At 71.5% G+C, this 17,103-nt stretch carries 13 protein-coding genes and 1 pseudogene; 4 read left to right on the top strand and 10 right to left on the bottom strand.

Going from position 1 to position 17,103, the window contains the following annotated elements:
• Window positions 1-692: 692 nt before the first annotated feature.
• The 4 genes from ACZ6S4_RS41005 to ACZ6S4_RS40990 all read right to left on the bottom strand — a co-directional run bounded on the left by ACZ6S4_RS41005 (window position 693) and on the right by ACZ6S4_RS40990 (window position 4,658).
• Complete coding sequence (locus tag ACZ6S4_RS41005) at window positions 693-968, bottom strand: GlsB/YeaQ/YmgE family stress response membrane protein (protein WP_465480069.1); 276 nt, start codon at window positions 966-968, stop codon at window positions 693-695.
• An 81-nt stretch (window positions 969-1,049) separates the two neighbouring features.
• Window positions 1,050-2,927: a translation elongation factor 4 gene (gene lepA / locus ACZ6S4_RS41000; protein ID WP_360829047.1), complete on the bottom strand. Its 1,878-nt coding sequence runs from the start codon at window positions 2,925-2,927 to the stop codon at window positions 1,050-1,052.
• Between the two features lie 84 nt (window positions 2,928-3,011).
• On the bottom strand, window positions 3,012-4,055 hold the full coding sequence (locus ACZ6S4_RS40995; RefSeq protein WP_465480068.1) for an MOSC domain-containing protein: 1,044 nt from the start codon (window positions 4,053-4,055) through the stop codon (window positions 3,012-3,014).
• Window positions 4,056-4,124: 69 nt separating this feature from the next.
• Window positions 4,125-4,658 carry a DUF4240 domain-containing protein gene (locus ACZ6S4_RS40990; protein WP_465480067.1) on the bottom strand — a complete coding sequence of 178 codons (534 nt, stop codon included), beginning with the start codon at window positions 4,656-4,658 and terminating at the stop codon, window positions 4,125-4,127.
• A 51-nt stretch (window positions 4,659-4,709) separates the two neighbouring features.
• Here ACZ6S4_RS40990 and ACZ6S4_RS40985 point away from each other — a divergent pair, with 51 nt between their 5' ends.
• Window positions 4,710-5,684: a phosphotransferase family protein gene (locus ACZ6S4_RS40985; protein WP_465480066.1), complete on the top strand. Its 975-nt coding sequence runs from the start codon at window positions 4,710-4,712 to the stop codon at window positions 5,682-5,684.
• A gap of 145 nt (window positions 5,685-5,829) precedes the next feature.
• The gene (gene rpsT / locus ACZ6S4_RS40980; RefSeq protein ID WP_465480065.1) at window positions 5,830-6,096 is read left to right on the top strand and encodes a 30S ribosomal protein S20; all 267 of its coding nucleotides are present in this window, start codon (window positions 5,830-5,832) and stop codon (window positions 6,094-6,096) included.
• Between the two features lie 284 nt (window positions 6,097-6,380).
• Here rpsT and ACZ6S4_RS40975 read toward each other — a convergent pair.
• The 6 genes and pseudogenes from ACZ6S4_RS40975 to ACZ6S4_RS40950 all read right to left on the bottom strand — a co-directional run.
• Window positions 6,381-6,794, bottom strand: a pseudogene (locus tag ACZ6S4_RS40975) (hypothetical protein); the annotation flags it as partial.
• On the bottom strand, window positions 6,791-7,774 hold the full coding sequence (gene holA / locus ACZ6S4_RS40970; protein ID WP_465480093.1) for a DNA polymerase III subunit delta: 984 nt from the start codon (window positions 7,772-7,774) through the stop codon (window positions 6,791-6,793). The pseudogene ACZ6S4_RS40975 and the gene holA, both read right to left, overlap by 4 nt.
• A 250-nt stretch (window positions 7,775-8,024) precedes the next feature.
• The gene (locus tag ACZ6S4_RS40965; RefSeq protein WP_465480064.1) at window positions 8,025-10,442 is read right to left on the bottom strand and encodes a GH92 family glycosyl hydrolase; all 2,418 of its coding nucleotides are present in this window, start codon (window positions 10,440-10,442) and stop codon (window positions 8,025-8,027) included.
• Between the two features lie 75 nt (window positions 10,443-10,517).
• A complete protein-coding gene (locus tag ACZ6S4_RS40960) occupies window positions 10,518-11,252 on the bottom strand; it encodes an SDR family oxidoreductase (protein WP_465480063.1) in 735 nt (244 codons plus the stop codon).
• A gap of 62 nt (window positions 11,253-11,314) precedes the next feature.
• Complete coding sequence (locus tag ACZ6S4_RS40955) at window positions 11,315-13,687, bottom strand: ComEC/Rec2 family competence protein (protein ID WP_465480062.1); 2,373 nt, start codon at window positions 13,685-13,687, stop codon at window positions 11,315-11,317.
• Between the two features lie 29 nt (window positions 13,688-13,716).
• Window positions 13,717-14,541 (bottom strand): ComEA family DNA-binding protein, encoded by an 825-nt coding sequence (locus ACZ6S4_RS40950; RefSeq protein WP_465480092.1) that lies wholly within the window; start codon window positions 14,539-14,541, stop codon window positions 13,717-13,719.
• A 587-nt stretch (window positions 14,542-15,128) separates the two neighbouring features.
• On the opposite strand from ACZ6S4_RS40950, the gene ACZ6S4_RS40945 reads away from it, so the two are divergent.
• Both ACZ6S4_RS40945 and ACZ6S4_RS40940 read left to right on the top strand, forming a co-directional pair.
• On the top strand, window positions 15,129-15,926 hold the full coding sequence (locus tag ACZ6S4_RS40945) for a putative protein N(5)-glutamine methyltransferase (RefSeq protein WP_465480061.1): 798 nt from the start codon (window positions 15,129-15,131) through the stop codon (window positions 15,924-15,926).
• 188 nt (window positions 15,927-16,114) lie between these two features.
• Window positions 16,115-17,032: a DUF1444 domain-containing protein gene (locus tag ACZ6S4_RS40940; protein ID WP_465480060.1), complete on the top strand. Its 918-nt coding sequence runs from the start codon at window positions 16,115-16,117 to the stop codon at window positions 17,030-17,032.
• The last annotated feature ends 71 nt before the right edge of the window (window positions 17,033-17,103 follow it).

Genomic DNA, 17,103 nt, shown 5'->3' with positions numbered 1-17,103 from the left:
GCCGGCTGGAAGCGGGGGCCGGCCGAACCGCAGGGCCCGCCGGAAGCGGGGAGCCGGCTGGAAGGGCGGGGCCCGGCTGGAAGCGCGGGGCCCGACTGGAAGGGCAGGGCCCGACTGGAAGCGCGGGGCCCGACTGGAAGCGCGGGGCCCGACTGGAAGGGCAGGGCCCGACTGGAAGCGCGGGGCCCGACTGGAAGCGCGGGGCCCGACTGGAAGCGCGGGGCCCGACTGGAAGCGCGGGGCCCGACTGGAAGCGCGGGGCCCGACTGGAAGGTGAACCCAGGTGGGGGCGACCTCGACTCGGGCATGAGCCCGAGGTTGAGGGCCAAGCCGGGCCGAAGACCAAGTCTTAGTGCGCGCGAAGCGCGCGGAGGGTGCCCAAGCACGGACATGGCAGGGAGCGAAGCGACCGGTCTCGGCGTGAGCGACGATCAGCACCACGCACGGACCTACGACCGGAAATTGCCCTTGATCTGCTGGCTTGTGATCTGCATCGCTCCGAGCTGCACCGCCTCGCCCCCTGCACCGCCTCGCCCCTCTGGCGCTCGCGCTCACTGGTGCGAATCGCTTCCCGGAACTCTCGCCGGCCCCGGCTGGGCGGCTTGCTGAAGGACACGGAAATGCAGGAACGCCGGACCTCGCGGTCCGGCGTTCCTGTGGAGCTTTTCGGTTCAGCCTCAGCTGATCCGTGTTCAGCGGGTGACGCCGCGGCGGCCGCCGATGCCGACGACCAGCGCCACACCGATGGCGGCGAGCAGGACCTGGAACAGCAGCTCGATCCAGTCGATGCCGCCGGTCGAGTCGACGCCGAAGGCCCGGGCGATGACCGTGCCCAGCAGGGCGGCCACGACACCGATGACCATGGTCAGCCAGATCGGGATGTTCTGCTTGCCGGGTACGACCAGGCGGCCGAGGGCGCCGATGATCAGGCCGACGATGAGCGCGGTGATGATGCCGGTGACGGTCATTGAAGGTCTCCTTGGGGGGTAGAACAGTTGTTGCGTTCGTCTGACCCCAGAGTTCCCGACCGGCCGGAAAACCAAACCGCCCTATTTTTTGTTTGTTTTGCTGTCGACCGAGTCGGAGGTCGACAGCGCGGCGATGAAGGCCTCCTGGGGGACCTCGACGCGGCCGACCATCTTCATCCGCTTCTTGCCTTCCTTCTGCTTCTCGAGCAGCTTGCGCTTGCGGCTGATGTCACCGCCATAGCACTTGGCGAGCACGTCCTTGCGGATGGCGCGGATGGTCTCGCGGGCGATGATGCGGCTGCCGATAGCGGCCTGGATGGGGACCTCGAACTGCTGCCGCGGGATGAGTTTCTGCAGCTTGGCCGCGATCGTGACGCCGTAGTTGTAGGCCTTGTCCTTGTGCACGATCGCGCTGAACGCGTCCACCGGCTCGCCGTGCAGCAGGATGTCGACCTTGACCAGCTCCGCCGCCTGCTCGCCCGAGGGCTCGTAGTCCAGCGACGCGTAGCCCTTGGTCTTGGACTTCAGCTGGTCGAAGAAGTCGAAGATGATCTCGCCCAACGGCAGGGTGTAGCGCAGCTCGACCCGTTCGGTGGACAGGTACTCCATGCCGAGCAGCTGGCCGCGGCGGCTCTGGCAGAGCTCCATGACGGCGCCGACGTAGTCGTTGGGGACCAGGACGGTTGCCCGGACCACCGGCTCGTGGATCTCGGCGATCTTGCCGTCCGGGAACTCGCTCGGGTTGGTGACGACGAACTCGGCGGCGTCCTCGGTGAAGACGCGGTAGACCACGTTCGGCGCGGTGGAGATCAGGTCGAGGTTGAACTCGCGTTCGAGCCGCTCACCGATGATCTCCAGGTGCAGCAGGCCGAGGAAGCCGCACCGGAAGCCGAACCCGAGCGCTGTGCTCGTCTCCGGCTCGTAGGTCAGTGAGGCGTCGTTGAGCTGCAGCTTGTCGAGGGCGTCACGCAGCGCCGGGTAGTCCGAGCCGTCGATCGGATACAGGCCGGAGTAGACCATCGGCTTCGGGTCGGAGTAGCCGCCCAGCGGCTCGGTGGCCGGCCGCTGATTGTTCGTGACCGTGTCGCCGACGCGGGACTGACGGACGTCCTTCACGCCGGTGATCATGTAGCCGACCTCGCCCACCCCGAGCGCGCCGGCCTTCTCCATCTCGGGCGAGACGACACCGATCTCCAGCAACTCGTGCACAGTGCCGGTGGACATCATCTTGATCTTGTCGCGGGCCTCGATACGCCCGTCGATGACCCGGACGTAGGTGACCACGCCGCGGTAGACGTCGTAGACCGAGTCGAAGATCATCGCGCGGGCCGGGGCGTCGTGGTTGCCGACCGGCGGCTGGAACTGGCGGACGACCTCGTCGAGCAGGTGCGCGACGCCGACCCCGGTCTTGCCGGAGACCCGCAGCACGTCGTCGGGCTCGCAGCCGATGAGCTTGGCCAGCTCCTCGGCGTACTTCTCCGGCTGCGCGGCCGGGAGGTCGATCTTGTTGAGCACCGGGATGATGTGCAGGTCGTTCTCCATCGCCAGGTACAGGTTGGCGAGGGTCTGCGCCTCGATGCCCTGCGCGGCGTCGACCAGCAGGACCGCGCCCTCACAGGCGGCGAGGCTGCGGGAGACCTCATAGGTGAAGTCCACGTGGCCCGGCGTGTCGATCATGTTGAGCACGGCGGTGTCGCCGGTGCGGTCACCCTCGCGGACGACCCACGGCATGCGCACGGCCTGGCTCTTGATCGTGATGCCACGCTCGCGCTCGATGTCCATCCGGTCGAGATACTGAGCGCGCATCTGCCGCGGGTCGACCACGCCGGTGATCTGCAGCATCCGGTCGGCCAGGGTCGACTTCCCGTGGTCGATGTGCGCGATGATGCAGAAGTTGCGGATCCGACCGGGATCGGTCGCTCCGATGATGTTCACGCCGGGGTCGAGCGGTCCAGGCACGATCGTCCGTTCTCTTCAAGCGGGCTGGCTGCCGATGAACGCACCGGCAACGTCTATCGTCCCACGCCGCGCGGCAAGCCCCGATCACACCCGGTCCAGCGGCCGGTGCGGCCCCGGCGGAAGCTCGACGTGGATCTCGGCGCCGGGCCGTACCGGGCCGCCCCGCAGGACCACGGCCATGACACCCGCCCGCCGGCTGAGCGTGCCGTCGGGCTCCCGCCCGAGTACGCGTTTGAGCAGGCCAGGCCGGTAGTTGTTGATCTGCTGGCAGGGATTGCGCAGCCCGGTGATGACGATCGCCGGACGGGGGTCGGGGGTGCCGTCGGCTCCGGTGTGCCCGCTGTCGTGGTGGGCCGGATGGCGCTCGGTGATCGGCCCGGCGGGCTGCTCGGCGGTCTGCTCGGCGGTCTGCTCGGCCTGGATGCGGGCGGCGAGGGCGGCTACGGCCTCGGCGGTGGGAGCGTCGAGGGTGGCGCGCGCCGCGACAGCCACAACAGCGGCGGCACCGTCCGGCGGACCAGCGAGGTCCGGCTCCGCGGCCCGCGAGTGTTCCGTTCCGCCGGCCGGCGGATGAGCTGGGCCGGCAGGCGAGCCCTCGGCTCCCGAATCCGGCGCGAGAGCGGCATCGGCCCCTGGTGAGCGTTTCGCGACAGGCGCTGGCGCGTGAGCGGCGCCCTGAGCCCGTGAGCGTTCCGCGACAGGCGCTGGCGCGTGAGCGGCGCCCTGAGCCCGTGAGCGTTCCGCGCCCGGCGCGGGGGCCGGCCCGAAGCGCAGGACCGTGCCCACCGGGAGCGCGAGCAGGTCTATGCCGGTCGTGGTGACGTTCTCCCCCAGACCACCGGCCGGGACGTCATAGCCGGCCTGATTCACCTCGTCGTGCAGCTCGGCGCGGATCAGATGCACCTGGCGCAGGTTCGGCTGGTCCGGGTCCACGGCCACCCGGCTGCGGTGCCGGACCGTCAACCCGGCGTGCACATCACCGGCCACACCCAGCCCGGCGATCAGCACGATCTCGTCGCGGACCGGCTTGCTGAACGAGTAAACGTCGTTGCAGCTCACCGACGCGACCGTGCCGCGCATCGACCGTTGCTCCCCCACCGGGGCCGTCTCCTGCTGATGAACGTCCATGAGCCCGATTCTGCCCAAACCCGACCACCCCGTTCGACGTCGTTTCCCGCCCCCTGGGCAGTAGGCGGATCAGTCCGGCGGCTCGAGGAACAGGGCGGACAACCGGGGCAGCCGCTTCTGCATCTCCTCCTCGTTGTCGAAGTCCCACAGCATCGCCGGATCCGGCCGAGTCCTGGGCGTATCGCTCGGCGGGAGCTCGTCCCCGGTGGCCTCCCGATGAGCCGCCTCCGCGATGCCCAGCACTTCCTCGGCCTCGAACACAGCCCCCGTCGAGGCCGCCGCCCGCACCGCCGGCAGATCAGCCAGCGAATCCGGCTCACGAACCGCCCGGGCGACGACATCCCGCCCGTTCGCGATCAGCCAGCCGCGGAAGTTGTCGAAGCCGTCCTCGGAGCACCCACCGTTGATCAGGTAGGCCGCCGCCCAGAGGTCTTCCTTGCCCGAGGCGTTCATCACCTTGTCGAGGTGGCGGCCCCACGCCACGATCTCGGCCGGGTCGCGCCCCACCAGCTCGGCGGTGGCCCGCTTGGCCACCTCGTCGGGCGAGCCCGGCCGGTCGGCGGTAGCCCGGTCGATGACCGCCCAGAAGTCGTCCGTTCTCATGGGCACAGCCTGCCAGCCGGGTACGACAAAACGGGGAGGCAGGATGGGGGCATGCGCGCCGTCACATTGCCCGAGGTCGCTTACGGCGCTACCGCCGTACGTCCGGATTGGGAGGATCTGCCGACGGCCCTGCGGGAAGCGATCAGCTTGCGGCTCGGTTCGCCGGTCGTGGCCGCAGCCGCCGCGGGCGGGGGTTTCACCAGGGCTTTTGCGGCCGTGCTGACGACGGTGACCGGGGATCGGGTCTTCGTCAAGGCCGCGCCGGTGACGGAACCGATCGCCGACTGGTACGCCCGTGAGGCGGCCGTCACAGCCGCGCTGCCAGTAGAGGTGCCGGCCGCACGCCCGCGGTGGACGCTCATAGCTGAGGGGCACTTCGTGCTGTGTCTGGAGGCGATCGCGGGGCACGTCCCGGAGCTGCCGTGGGCGCCCGGTGACCTGAGCGCGGCGCTGGCGGCCTGGCAGGCGTCGGCGGTGGCGTTGAGCCGGCCCGGCCCGGAGCTGCTCGCCCTGGGCATGCCACGGCTCGGCGACATCGTGCGCGACGAGCTGTCGTGGTGGTCCGAGATCGCGGCGGGGCGCGCGCCGCTGCCGCCCACACCGGACTGGGTGCCAGGCCGGCTGGGCGAGCTGGCCGCGCTGGAGCGGGGGCTGCCGGACCTGGTCGCGGGGTCCGGCATGTTGCACGGCGACCTGCGGGTGGACAACGTTCTGCTGGACGCGTACGGCGCAGCGTGGCTCTGCGACTGGACGTGGCCCTGCCTGGGCGCACCGTGGTTCGACACAGTGACGTTGCTGGTCACGGCGTACGCGAGCGCCCTCGACGTGGATGCCGCCCTGGAGCCGTGGCAGCCGCCGGCGGACGGTGTCGACGGCGCCCTGGCCGCGCTCGGCGGATACTGGCTGACCAGCGCGGCCCGCGGGCCCAGCAGCGCCTCGCCGCACAGCCGGCAGCACCAGAAGTTCAGCGGCGAGCAGGCCCTAGCCTGGCTGGCCGAGCGCCGCGGCTGGGTGCCACCGAAGTGAGCCGTGAGCCGGCCGGGCAGCCGAGCGATTTGGGCGGCGCGAAGCGGGCCTGATACATTGGTTCGTCGCGTGTGGTGACGTTGCTGTTTGCTGCGTCGCCACCGTCCGAGTACATCATCCGAACTAGTCAGGACAAGGCTGTCGCGTGGCGAACATCAAGTCCCAGATCAAGCGCAACCGGCAGAACGAGAAGGCCAGGCTGCGCAACAAGTCGGTCAAGTCGTCGCTGAAGACCGTGATCCGCAAGCTGAACGAGGCGAGCGTGTCCGGCAACACCGAGACGGCTACCGCGCTGCTGCGTGACGCCTCGCGTCAGCTCGACAAGGCTGCGAGCAAGGGCGTCATTCACAAGAACCAGGCGGCGAACCGCAAGTCGGCCATCGCCAAGCGGATCGCCTCGCTGTCTGCCTGACCGCAGGCTGGTTCCAGCGTCACACACCTCTGGGCACCGCCGAACCTCCGGGTTCAGCGGTGCCTGAGTTGTTTCCCCAGCCAGGTGACACAGCCAGGCGGCACCAGTGGGAGAGCCGCGCCCGCCTACTCGTAGCGGCGGGCTGCCGACTGTCGTGCGCGCTGCTGGCTGTCGTCGAGGTCCTCGGTCCACTGCCGGGTCACCGGCGGACCGTTCAGCGCGCTCGCGTCCATGGCGGCCGGGGTCCAGCGATCCTCGCCGGGCGGCCCGGAAGCCAGATCTGCGGTGCTTCGCCGGACAACGGCCGGGCGCAGCGCGGGTGACCCACTCTCCGGCGCCGCAGCGCTGACCTGCGCGATCACCGCGGGCGACAGACGCACCGTCGCCGCTCCCGGTGAGGCCGCGGAAGCGCGAACCCCGGCAACCGGTGGCCGGGTGGTCGCGGGACGGATCAGGGAGCCGGCGACCACGTCGTTGAGCTTGACCATGGCCGCGACGGTCAGCGGCAGCGCCAGCACGCCCCACCAGCTGACCAGCTCGGCGAGCGCCAGCAGGATGCCCAACGCGACGGCACCCTCCAGGAACACGAAGCAGAGGAAGCCACCGGGCGCGAGATATTGCAGGCCGAGCATGCGGGCGTAGAGCGGCTGCTGGCGCGCCTCGTCGCGGGACAGCCCGGCCCGGCGTGACCTGGTCATCGGGCGCCACCGGAGTTGCGGGCGGCGGCAACGGCGAAGACGGCGCGCTCGAGTGCGTACCCCCGGTCCTCGGCACCGCCCTTGACCGCCGCGTTGCAATCGGCCGCCGCGCGCATCGCGTCGACCAGGCCCTCCGGCGTCCAGCCGCGGCTGCGCTCCTGGGCCTTCTGGATCTTCCACGCGGGCATGCCGAGCGAGCTGGCCATCTGGTACGGGTTGCCGCGGCCGGCGGAAGCGACCCGGGCGACCGTGCGCACACCGTCGGCGATCGCGTCGGCGATCGGCACCGGGTCGACACCCACGTGCAGGGCCCAGCGCAGCGCCTCGAGCGCACCCGGAACGTCACCGACCATGGCGGCGTCGGCCACCGCGAAGCCACTGACCTCGGCCCGGCCCTTGTAGTAGCGCGAGACGACGGCCGCGCTGATCTTGCCGTCGGTGTCGGCGAGCAGCTGCGAGCAGGCCGCGGCGATCTCCCGCAGGTCGGTGCCGACCGCCGCCAGCAGCGCGGACGCGGCGGCCTCGTCGCACCGGCCACCGTTGCGCCGGAACTCGTCGCGCACGAACGCGATCCGCTCGCGCTCCCCCTTGAGCTTGGCGACGGCGACGACGGTCGCACCGGCGGCCCGCAGCCCGTCGGCGAACGCCTTGCCCTTGGCGCCGCCCACGTGGGAGACGATCAGCGAGACATCGGGGTCCGGATTCTTGGCGTAGGCCAGCAGCGCGGTGACGAGGTCTTTGCGCGCGTCCTGCCCGCTGCGCACGACCAGGACACGGCGCCCGCCGAACAACGACGGGCTGAGCATCTCGGCGACCTCACCGGCGCTGAGCGCACCGGCCTCGTATTCGCGGACGTCCGCGCCGGGCTCGTCGGCTCGCGCGGCAGCGACAGCAGCGGCGATCGCCCGGGCGGCGAGCAGCTCCTCGTCGCCTTGGACGAGCAGCAACGGTGCCGGGGACGCGGTGTTCACGTCGGAAATCTTCGCACGAAGGTCTGACGCTTCCGCACGACTCACTCCTGCGCGCAGCCCGCTGACCAAGGAACGCGAAACCCGACATATCGGTGATCCGCCATGCGGCCACGGCCGTAATGGTTCTCGATCAGGCTGAATGTCTGGCTCGCCGGACGAAGGTGATCCCACCCACATCCGAACCGATCGCCCGGGGTCGAACGGAACGCTCGGCCTAATCCGGGCGTGTCGTTGTGACGGTGGACGGCCGGCCCGGTCGTCAGTGGTCCTTCGGGAGGTCGGCGGACGAGGTCGCCCAGGTCTTGTTCGGGCTGGTCGCCAGCGTGAAGGTGACCGTGCCGCCGGTCTGCACGAACGACTCCGGGAGCCAGGAGCGGCGCAGCGTCGAGCCGTTCAGCTTGACCCCCTGGACGTACGGGTCCGCGGAGTTCGCGTTCACCGTCAGGCGGACGCCGTTGCTGCGGTCGATCACCACGCGGGTGAACACCGGGCTGCCCAGGAGCATCTCCGCCCGGCCGGGAACCTGTGGGAACATGCCGATCGCCGCGAACGCGTACCAGGCGCTCATCGTGCCCAGGTCGTCGTTGCCGGGCAGGCCCGCCGGACCGGTCCCGTACGCGGTGTCGACGATCTGCCGCACAGTCTCCTGGGTCTTCCACGGCTGACCGAGCCCGTTGTACATCCACGGCACATGGATGCCCGGCTCGTTCGTCGGGTCGTAGCGCAACGCGTTGCCGCCGAGCACCGCCCAGTTGCCGTTCTCGTCGTGGAAGAGCCCGTCCAGCCGGGTCGCCGCGGCCGTACGCCCACCCATCAGCGCCGCCAGCCCGGACACGTCCTGCGGCACCATCCATGTGTACGTGGCACTGGACCCCTGCGCGAAGCCCACATCCGTCGACGGCGTGAAGCCGCTCTGCCAGCTGCCGTCCGCCCGCCGAGCCGCCTGGTACCCGACCGCCGGGTTGTACGTGTTCATCCAGTAGTCGCCGCGCGGCCGCAGCTGCCGGTACAGGTCGTTGCGCCCGGCCCGCCGCGCCCACATCGCCAGGGAGAAGTCGGCCAGCGAGTTCTCCAAGGTCTCCGCGGCGCCGCCCCAGCAGTGGCAGATGTCGTTCGCCGCGTACTTCAGCGCCAGGTACGTGTTGAGCGTCGGCCGCTGCCCGAGGCACTGACCGGGGCAACCGGCGTCGGAGAGGGCGTCCGGATTCTGCACGGTGGCCTGCCGGACGAGCGAGTCGAGCGCCGCCCGGGCATCGAAGTTGCGGGCGCCCATGGCGTAATACGTGGCCAGCGTCGGCGCGGCCGGGTCACCGGTCATGACGTGCGTGGGAGCGCCGAGGTGCAGCCAGCGGTCCCAGATGCCGTTGTTCTGGGCGGCGAAGTCCAGCATCGACTGCGCCATGTCCCCGGCCACGTCGGGCCGCAGCAGGGCGAGCAACTGGATCTGCGCCCGGTACTGGTCCCAGCCGGAAAACGTGCCGTACGCCGCCCGCTGACCGGCCCGGATGCTGTGGATCTGCCGGTCGGCACCGAGGTAGCGGCCGTCCAGATCGTTCATCGTCTGCGGTTGCATCAGCGAGTGGTAGACCGCGGTGTAGAAGGCTTTCGTCCGCGCCTCGGTGCCGCCGCCGACCCGGATGCGCTTGAGTTCGGTGTTCCACGCGTCGCGGGTGGCCGCGGCCACGGAGTCGACGGTGGCGGTGGCGGGGACCTCGGCGTCCCGATTCGCGGCGGCGCCGGCCAGGCTCACGTACGAGATGCCGACCCGCATGCGCACCGCCCCGCCGGCGGCCGTGTCGAAGCCCACCCAGCCGCCGGAGCCCTTGCCGGCCCGGTCCGCGCCGGTGAGGTAGCCCTCTCCCCCGGTGGCCGTGGTGCCGCCCGGGGTGACGGTCGCGTTCTGCCAGGTACCGGTCCGGGCGAAGTCACGGTCGAACACCGCGCTGAAGTAGAGCCGGTAGTACGAGCGGCGGTTGGGGTTGGTCGCCCCGCCACCGTTGCCCCGGCGCCCGCAGAAGCCGCCGGTGAGCACCGACCCGGTGACCGTACGGCTGCCGCCGTCGATGGTGATCTCGGCGTCCTCGCTGCCGTTGAGCGAGTTGGACGTGCGGAACAGCAGGTTGGCGGCCGAACCGGTGGGGAAGGTGAAGTCGCTGACGCCGGCCCGGGTGCTGACGGCGAGGTCGGTCCGCACGCCGTTGTCGAGCCCGACGGTGTACCGGCCGGGAGTGGCGGACTCGTTGGCGTGCGTGAACGTCGAGACGTACTGCTGATCACGGGTGTCCGCGGTGGGTGAGGTGGTGACATCCCCCACGTACGGCATGATCGGCACGTCCCCGGCCGCCCCCGGGTTGCAGCCCGCGCCGTTGACGTGGGTCAGGCTGAAGCCACGCACCTTGGTGACGTTGTACTCGTAGCCGTTGGCCGCGCCGGTGCTGGTCTGGTCGCCGTTTGTGCTGGTCGGGCTCCAGGCGATCATGCCGAACGGCCGGGTCGCGCCGGGCCACGTGTTGCCGCCGCGGGTGGTCCCGATGAACGGATCCACATAGCTCGCCGGATCGTCGACCAGCGGCACCACAGCGGGCGCGGCGGCGGCCGCCACGACCGGCGTCAGGGTCACGACCAGGACCGCTCCCACGACCCCGGCGAGCGCTGCACGAACACGAGACGTCGACATACGTGGACCCTACGACGAAGTTGATGATCACCGATGTTCGCCGGCCCGGCCGCCGGGTGAACGCTGCGCGAACCGTCATCCGCGCCGCCCGGCCAGCCACTGCTCGAAGGTCTGCGTGCCCCGCGGGCCGGGACCGGTGGGCAGCAGCCCGCCGCGGGCCATGGGCCCGGGCAGCCACAGCGGCACCACGGCACGCCGGCGGACGACGCCGGCCCGGACCACCCGCCGGGCCATGTCGGCCAGCGACTCCACCCGCGGCCCGGCCAGATCGGGCGCGGCCTTCTGCGGTTCGCCGCGGATCAGCTCGACAAGGGCCTCGGCAACCTCGCGTACGGCGACAGGCTGCACGGTCAGGCGGGGCACCAGGGCGACGGGTCCGGGCATCCGCTCGAGGATCTGCTCGGCGAACTCGTGGAACTGGGTCGCCCGCAGCACGGTCCACGGCACCGAGCCGCCCCGGATGATCTCCTCCTGACGCAGTTTGCCCTGGTAGTAGCCGGTGTGCACGCGGTCGATGCCGACGATGGACAGCGCGACGTGATGCCGTACCCCGGCCCGCGCGGCGGCGTCGAGCAGGTGACGCCCGGCCCGCTCGAAGAAGTCGACCGCCTCGGCGCGCTTCAGCGTCGTCACGTTGCTCACGTCGATGGTGGCGTCGACCCCGGCGAGCGCCGCGTCGAGCCCGGCGCCGGTCACGAGATCGACGCCGGCCGACCGGGCCAGCACCACCGGCTGGTGACCGGCGTCCTTCAGCGCCTGGACGACGTGGCGGCCGGTCAGACCCGTGCCGCCGGCCACTGCGACCTTCATGCTCGTACTCCTTACGTTCGTCGTTGTCATGAGGACGAGGGCGCGCCACCGGACGTGACAGGTCATGGCGGCGGGTCGCCGCGAGCCACGACCGCGAGACCCGAGCCGGTGTTGACGGCGGCGAGGTCACCGCCCCGATCGGTACGCAGGATCCGCGTCCCGCCTCGGCTCAGCCGCGCGAGCAGGGAGGTGTTCGGGTGCCCGTAGACGTTGCCGGCCCCGACCGACACGAGCCCCACGGCCGGGTCGACAGCGTCGAGGAACTCCGGCAACTGGTACGCCGAGCCGTGGTGCGCCACCTTGAGCACGTCGGCGCGTACCGCTGAGGGTCCGAGGTGGTTGAGCAGGGCCTGCTGCTCCTCGGTCTCGGCGTCACCGGGCAGCAGCACCGTGCGGCCGTCGAGCCGGGCCCGCAGCACCAGGGAGTTGTTGTTCGGGTCGGAATTGGTGCCGTGCAACGGCTCGTACGGCCCCAGCACAGTCAGCGCGAGCCCACCCACCGTGTACGACCAGCCCGGCCCCACCGCGAGCATCGGCACACGGGCACCGGCAGCCTGCGCGGCGACGAGGGCACGGCCGCCCGGTGGTTCCGGCCAGTCCGGCGTGATCACGCCCAGGACGGAGCGGTTGCGGAAGACGCCGGCGATCCCGCCGATGTGATCGACGTGGAAGTGACTGACGACGAAGAGCACAACCTGCTGAACGCCGAGCCGCCGCAGGCAATGGTCGACGGGGGTCGGCTCCGGCCCGGCATCCACCACGACTGCTCGGCCGGCCCCGGCGGGCAGCACGATCGCATCGCCCTGGCCGACCGCGCAGGTGACGATCAGCCAGCGCGGCGGCGGCCACCCCGACGCGATCAGCCGTACGGGCAGGGCCCCGAGCATCGCCCCGACCGAGACAACCGCCACCAACCGCCGGATCAACGGCCGCCGTACGGCGATGAGCAGCGCCACCGTGACCACGGCCAGCAGCAGCGCGCCGAGCACCCCACCGGGCCACGGCAGCGCACCGGCGGGCACCCGGGCGCCGTAGGTCGCCACCAGCACCAGCCACCGAGCGGGCCACTGTCCCAGCCAGGCGGCGAACTCGGCACCGACCGGCCAGACGGGCGACAGCACAGCGGCGGAGACCCCGAACAAGGTGGCGGGCGCGATCGCGGGCACCACAAGCAGATTGGCGGGTACGGCGACCAGGCTCACGAAGTTCGAGATTCCGGCGACGACCGGGCCACACGCGACCTGCGCAGCGGCGGGCACTGCCAACGCCTCAGCGGCCAGCAGCGGCCATCCCCGGCGCCGGAGGGCGTCCCGCCACTTCGGCGCGAGCAGCAGCAGGCCGCTGGTCGCCAGCACGGACAGCGCGAAGCCGATGTCGCCCGCGAGTTCCGGGTCGACGACGATCAGCACCGCCACCCCGGCGGCCAGGGCGGGCAAGGCGGCGCGCGGACGCCCGGCGGCCAGCCCGATCAATCCGATCGCTCCCATCGCGGCGGCCCGCACGACGCTGGGTGACGGCCGCGCGAGGATGACAAAGCCGACCAGCGCGACGGCACAGACCAGGGCGGTGAGCAGCGGCCCGGCCCGCGTCCACCGCACTGCGAACAGCACCACCCCGAGGATGATCGCCACGTTCGCGCCGCTGACGGCGTTCAAATGAGTCATGCCGGTCGCGCGGAAGTCCTCCTCCAGCGCGTCGTCGAGCCGGCTCGTGTCGCCGACGACCAGGCCGGGCAGCAGACCGCCGACGTCGTCCGGCAGCGGCGCACAGGCCCGTTGCAGACCGGCACGCAGCGTGCCCGCGGCGCGCTGAGCCCACGACGAACGCCCGTGCAGCAGGGGCGGGTCTTTCACCGACAGGACGGCAGCCCGTAGGTCGCCGCCACGCGGTGCCATCAGCCGGCCTTTGACCGAGGCACGCTGGCCGGGCAGCAGCGGTTGCCAGGCCGGATCGGAGCCCAGCACGAGTGCCCGCACCGAAAGCCGCAGCCGCGACCCGTCCTCAGGAAACACCGAGGTCAGCTCGACCGCGACCAGATAGGTGGCCGGCAGCCCGGGCGACCCCCGCAAGGCCCGCGGATCATCCCGCACCACAAGATCCACTCGTACGGTGGCACCGGCCTCAACAAGCGCAGCAACCGGCCCGGCATCCCGGACACTGACCCGCGCGGCGGTCGCCACGGCCCCACAACCAGCGCCGAGCAAGGCAGCGGCAACCAGCCAGCGCACCGCCCCGCGTCGTGAGTCATCGGAGGCACGCGGTATGCGGTGGATCAGGGCTGTGCCTGCGGCCGCCGCCAGCGTCGCAGCGCCGAGGATGAGACCCCAGCGCGCGGACAGGTAGAGCGAAGCCAGCGCCGCGAGCCACAGCGCAACCGCGAAGCTCGCCAGCCGGAGATCCGGTGCCCGATCCTCTGACGGACGGTTACCGACCACACGCGAGCCTGGGGCGCCAGCCTGGCGGCTCACACGGTCACCAGGTCTTTGAGTTGTTCGTAGCGGGCTGCGCCGATGCCACTCACCTGGCGGAGGTCGCTGACCGCTTTGAAGCCGCCCTGGGCATCGCGGGCTTCCAGGATGCGCTGGGCCAGCACCGGTCCCACACCGGGGAGCGTGTCCAGGTCGGCGAGGGTGGCGGTGTTGAGGTTGATCGGCCCGGCGCCAGGTTGCCCCGGCGCTCCGGGCCCGGCAGCGGCTGTCGGCGCAGCGCCCGGCGGGGGCGTGACGCCGACCATGATGAGTTCACCGTCGGCGACCTTCCGGGCCAGGTTGAGCGGCGCCACGTCGACGCCGGGGCTGGCGCCGCCGGCCGCTTTCAGGGCATCTGCCACCCGGGCACCCGGCGGTAGTTCGACGAGTCCGGGTTTGCGGACCTTGCCACCGACTGCCACGACCACTGCGGCCGGGGCGGACGGCTTGGCGCCTGGTCCGCCCGGAGCGCTGGTCGCTGGTCCGGCTGCATCCGAGTCGTTCGAGAGGGAGGCGTCCGCGGCGGCGGGGTCGATGCCGGGCGGAGCTACCGGATCAACCCGCGGACGGGCCCGCCACGCCAGCAGGGCCGCGATCACGACCACGAGGATCGTCACCGCGGCCAGCGCCTTCACACCGCGTCGGCCGGGATCGAAGGCGCCGAGACGCGAACGCGGAGCGCTGTCGAACGCACCGGCGCCGGTCAGGGGTTCTTCCCCGGGGTGTTCGTCGTCGGCATCGGGCCCGAACAGGGCAGGCGGCCGCAGTGGTTCGGCGGGAGCCCACGGCGGCCGAGTCGCCAGATCTTCGGGGGCGGGGATGGGCGGCGGCGCAGGCGGGCTGGCCGCGGCGACAACAGGACGCGGCTCGTCACGAGGCTGCAGCGTCACGTCATCCGGCCAGCCCGGCAACAGATCGTTCCAGGTGAGCGGTGGCCCACCGGGCACCGGCCAACCACCATCCCCGTTCTCCGACCCGGCCCTCTGCGGAGGCGACGACGAGGCGGCCTGGTGGACCAAGCCCGGCTCTGGATCTTGCGATGAGGGTGGTGGTGGCTCGGGAGGAACAGCGGCAGCGCGATAGAGCGGTTGGTCCGAAGCGCTGGGCTCGGACGAATCCCCGGCAACGGAGGACGCCCCCGAACCAGGAAGCCCGCCGGGCAACCGCCTCGGCGGCGTGGCCCACGGCGACCCGGAAGGCCGCGAAGATCCCACAGACCCTGACGCCGGCCGGCCACGCACCGGCGCCAGGACCGTTCGCAGCCTGGCACTGACTTCCTCGGGATTCCTCGCGTCACGCACCGGCCGAAATTAGGCCTCAGCACCCCTCCGCCGCCCCGCCCCCTGTGGATAAAAAGGGACTGTGGATAACCTCCGGCGACCTCCCCCGCTTTGCTAGACATGGCGCTGTGACAGTTACCGACCTGACCGAGGCCACCGTCCGGCTACGGGCCGCCGGCTGCGTCTTCGCCGAGGATGAGGCTTCCGTGCTCGGCAGCGCCGCCACCGATCCCGCGCATCTCCGCGAGCTCGTCGATCGCCGGGCGCTGGGCGAGCCTTTGGAGCAGGTCGTCGGTTTCGCCGACTTCTGCGGCGTACGGGTCCGGCTGCGCCCCGGCGTCTTCGTGCCCCGCGTCCGCAGTGAGCTGCTCGTGCACACCGCCCTGGCCGAGCTCGGGACGCCCGGCAAGACCGTGGTCGACCTCTGCTGCGGTTCCGGTGCGCTCGGCCTCGCCGTGCGCGAAAAGGCCCCGGCCATCCGCCTGGTCGCCGCCGACAGCGACCCCGTCGCCGTGGCCTGCGCCCTGGACAACCTCGGCGGGGACGTCTTCCAGGGTGACCTCTTCGCGGCCCTGCCCGCGGAGCTGCGCGGTCACGTGGACGTCCTGCTGGCCAACGTTCCCTACGTCGCCACCGAGCACCTGGCCCTGCTTCCCGCCGAGGCCCGCCTGCACGAGCCCCGCACAGCCCTGGACGGTGGCGCGGACGGGCTCGATGTCTTCCGTGCTGTCGTCGCCGGTGCCGCCGGCTGGCTCGCCCCCGGTGGGCTGCTGCTGTCCGAGATCACCGAGGCGCAGACCGAGGCCGCCGTCGCAGCTGTGCGGGCCGCGGGTCTGAGTGCGGGCGTCGTCGACGATGAGGATCTGGAGGCGCGTGCTGTCACCGGTCGGTGGTCGGAACTTCCAGCAGTAACAGCCCTGCGATAAGGTCAGCGGCCGATGCCGGGGGGCATAGCAAGGAGGCACTGCGCGTGGGGTTTTTCCGCAGGGTCGCCCGGGCTCGGCTGGCCAGCCAGGTCATCAGAAGGCTGCGCCGTGCCGGGTTCGCCGACGCCCGATACCACTCGGCGACCTTTTCGGTAAGTTTCACTCCGGACGGTGACGACGTTCCGAGTGTGCTTCAGCTCGACGGACTGCTGGCGCAACGGTCACGGGGACGCCGGCGCCGGGTCGACCGTTTCGTCGCCGGGTTCCTGCGCAATCCCGGCCTCCCCGTGGACTGGCATGCGGCCCGTCCGCTGCTGCGGCCGGTGCTCCGGGGGGTGACCACGCCCTCGGACGTCAGCGCGCCGCTGAGGCGGCCCGCGCTGCCGTTCCTGGCCGAGTTCGTCGTGGTGGACCACCCCGAGACGATGACGTACGTGTCCGTCGACAACGGCTGGGGTGTCGACGCCGACGAGGTGTTCGCGGCCGCACGGGCCAATCTGACCGCGGCGAAGCTGCTGGGCAAGGCCACAGAGCCGGTCGTGGTCCAGTTCATCGACGACGGCGACTCCTACTGGACGTCACATCTGCTGCTCGACGGGTGGCTGGCCGGGCTCGCCGGGCAGGTCGGCGGGGAGCCGGTCGCCTTCGCGCCCGATCGGGGCACGCTGCTGGTCACGGCCGACAACAGTGATCACCTGCCGGGGTTGTTCGCGCAGGCGGAGGCGATCTATCTGGCGTCGCCGCGGGCGATCACCCCGATGGCGTACGTGAGTGACGCCGACGGGCGCACGGTGCCTTACCGGGCGGCGCCGGGCTCACCGTACGAGCTCTGTGTGCGGCGGGCGCAGGGGGTGCTGGCTGCGCGGGAGTACGCCCGCCAGGCGGAGCAGTTGCCGCTGGCGGCGGAGTTGCTGATCGCGGACAACGGTCGCACCCGGGCGTTGTGGCCGCAGGACGGGCCGGCGCTGCTGCCGGTGGCCGACGAGGTGCAGGTCGGCGAGTCCATCCGGCCGTGGCGGGAGGTCGCACCGCACCTGACCGAGGAGGCGCTGACACCCCCGCGCTGGCGCGGCGAGAGCTGGCCCAAGGACCCCGGGCCGGACTGACCCCCGCGAAGACAGCCGGCGCCTGGCGAAAGCCGGCCGTGGGAGGCGGGGCCACGGGGCAAAGGCGGCCC

The organism is Actinoplanes sp. NPDC051405 (assembly GCF_055586185.1).
Note: the sequence above shows the minus strand (reverse complement) of the source record. Positions and strands in the feature narration are given on the sequence as shown.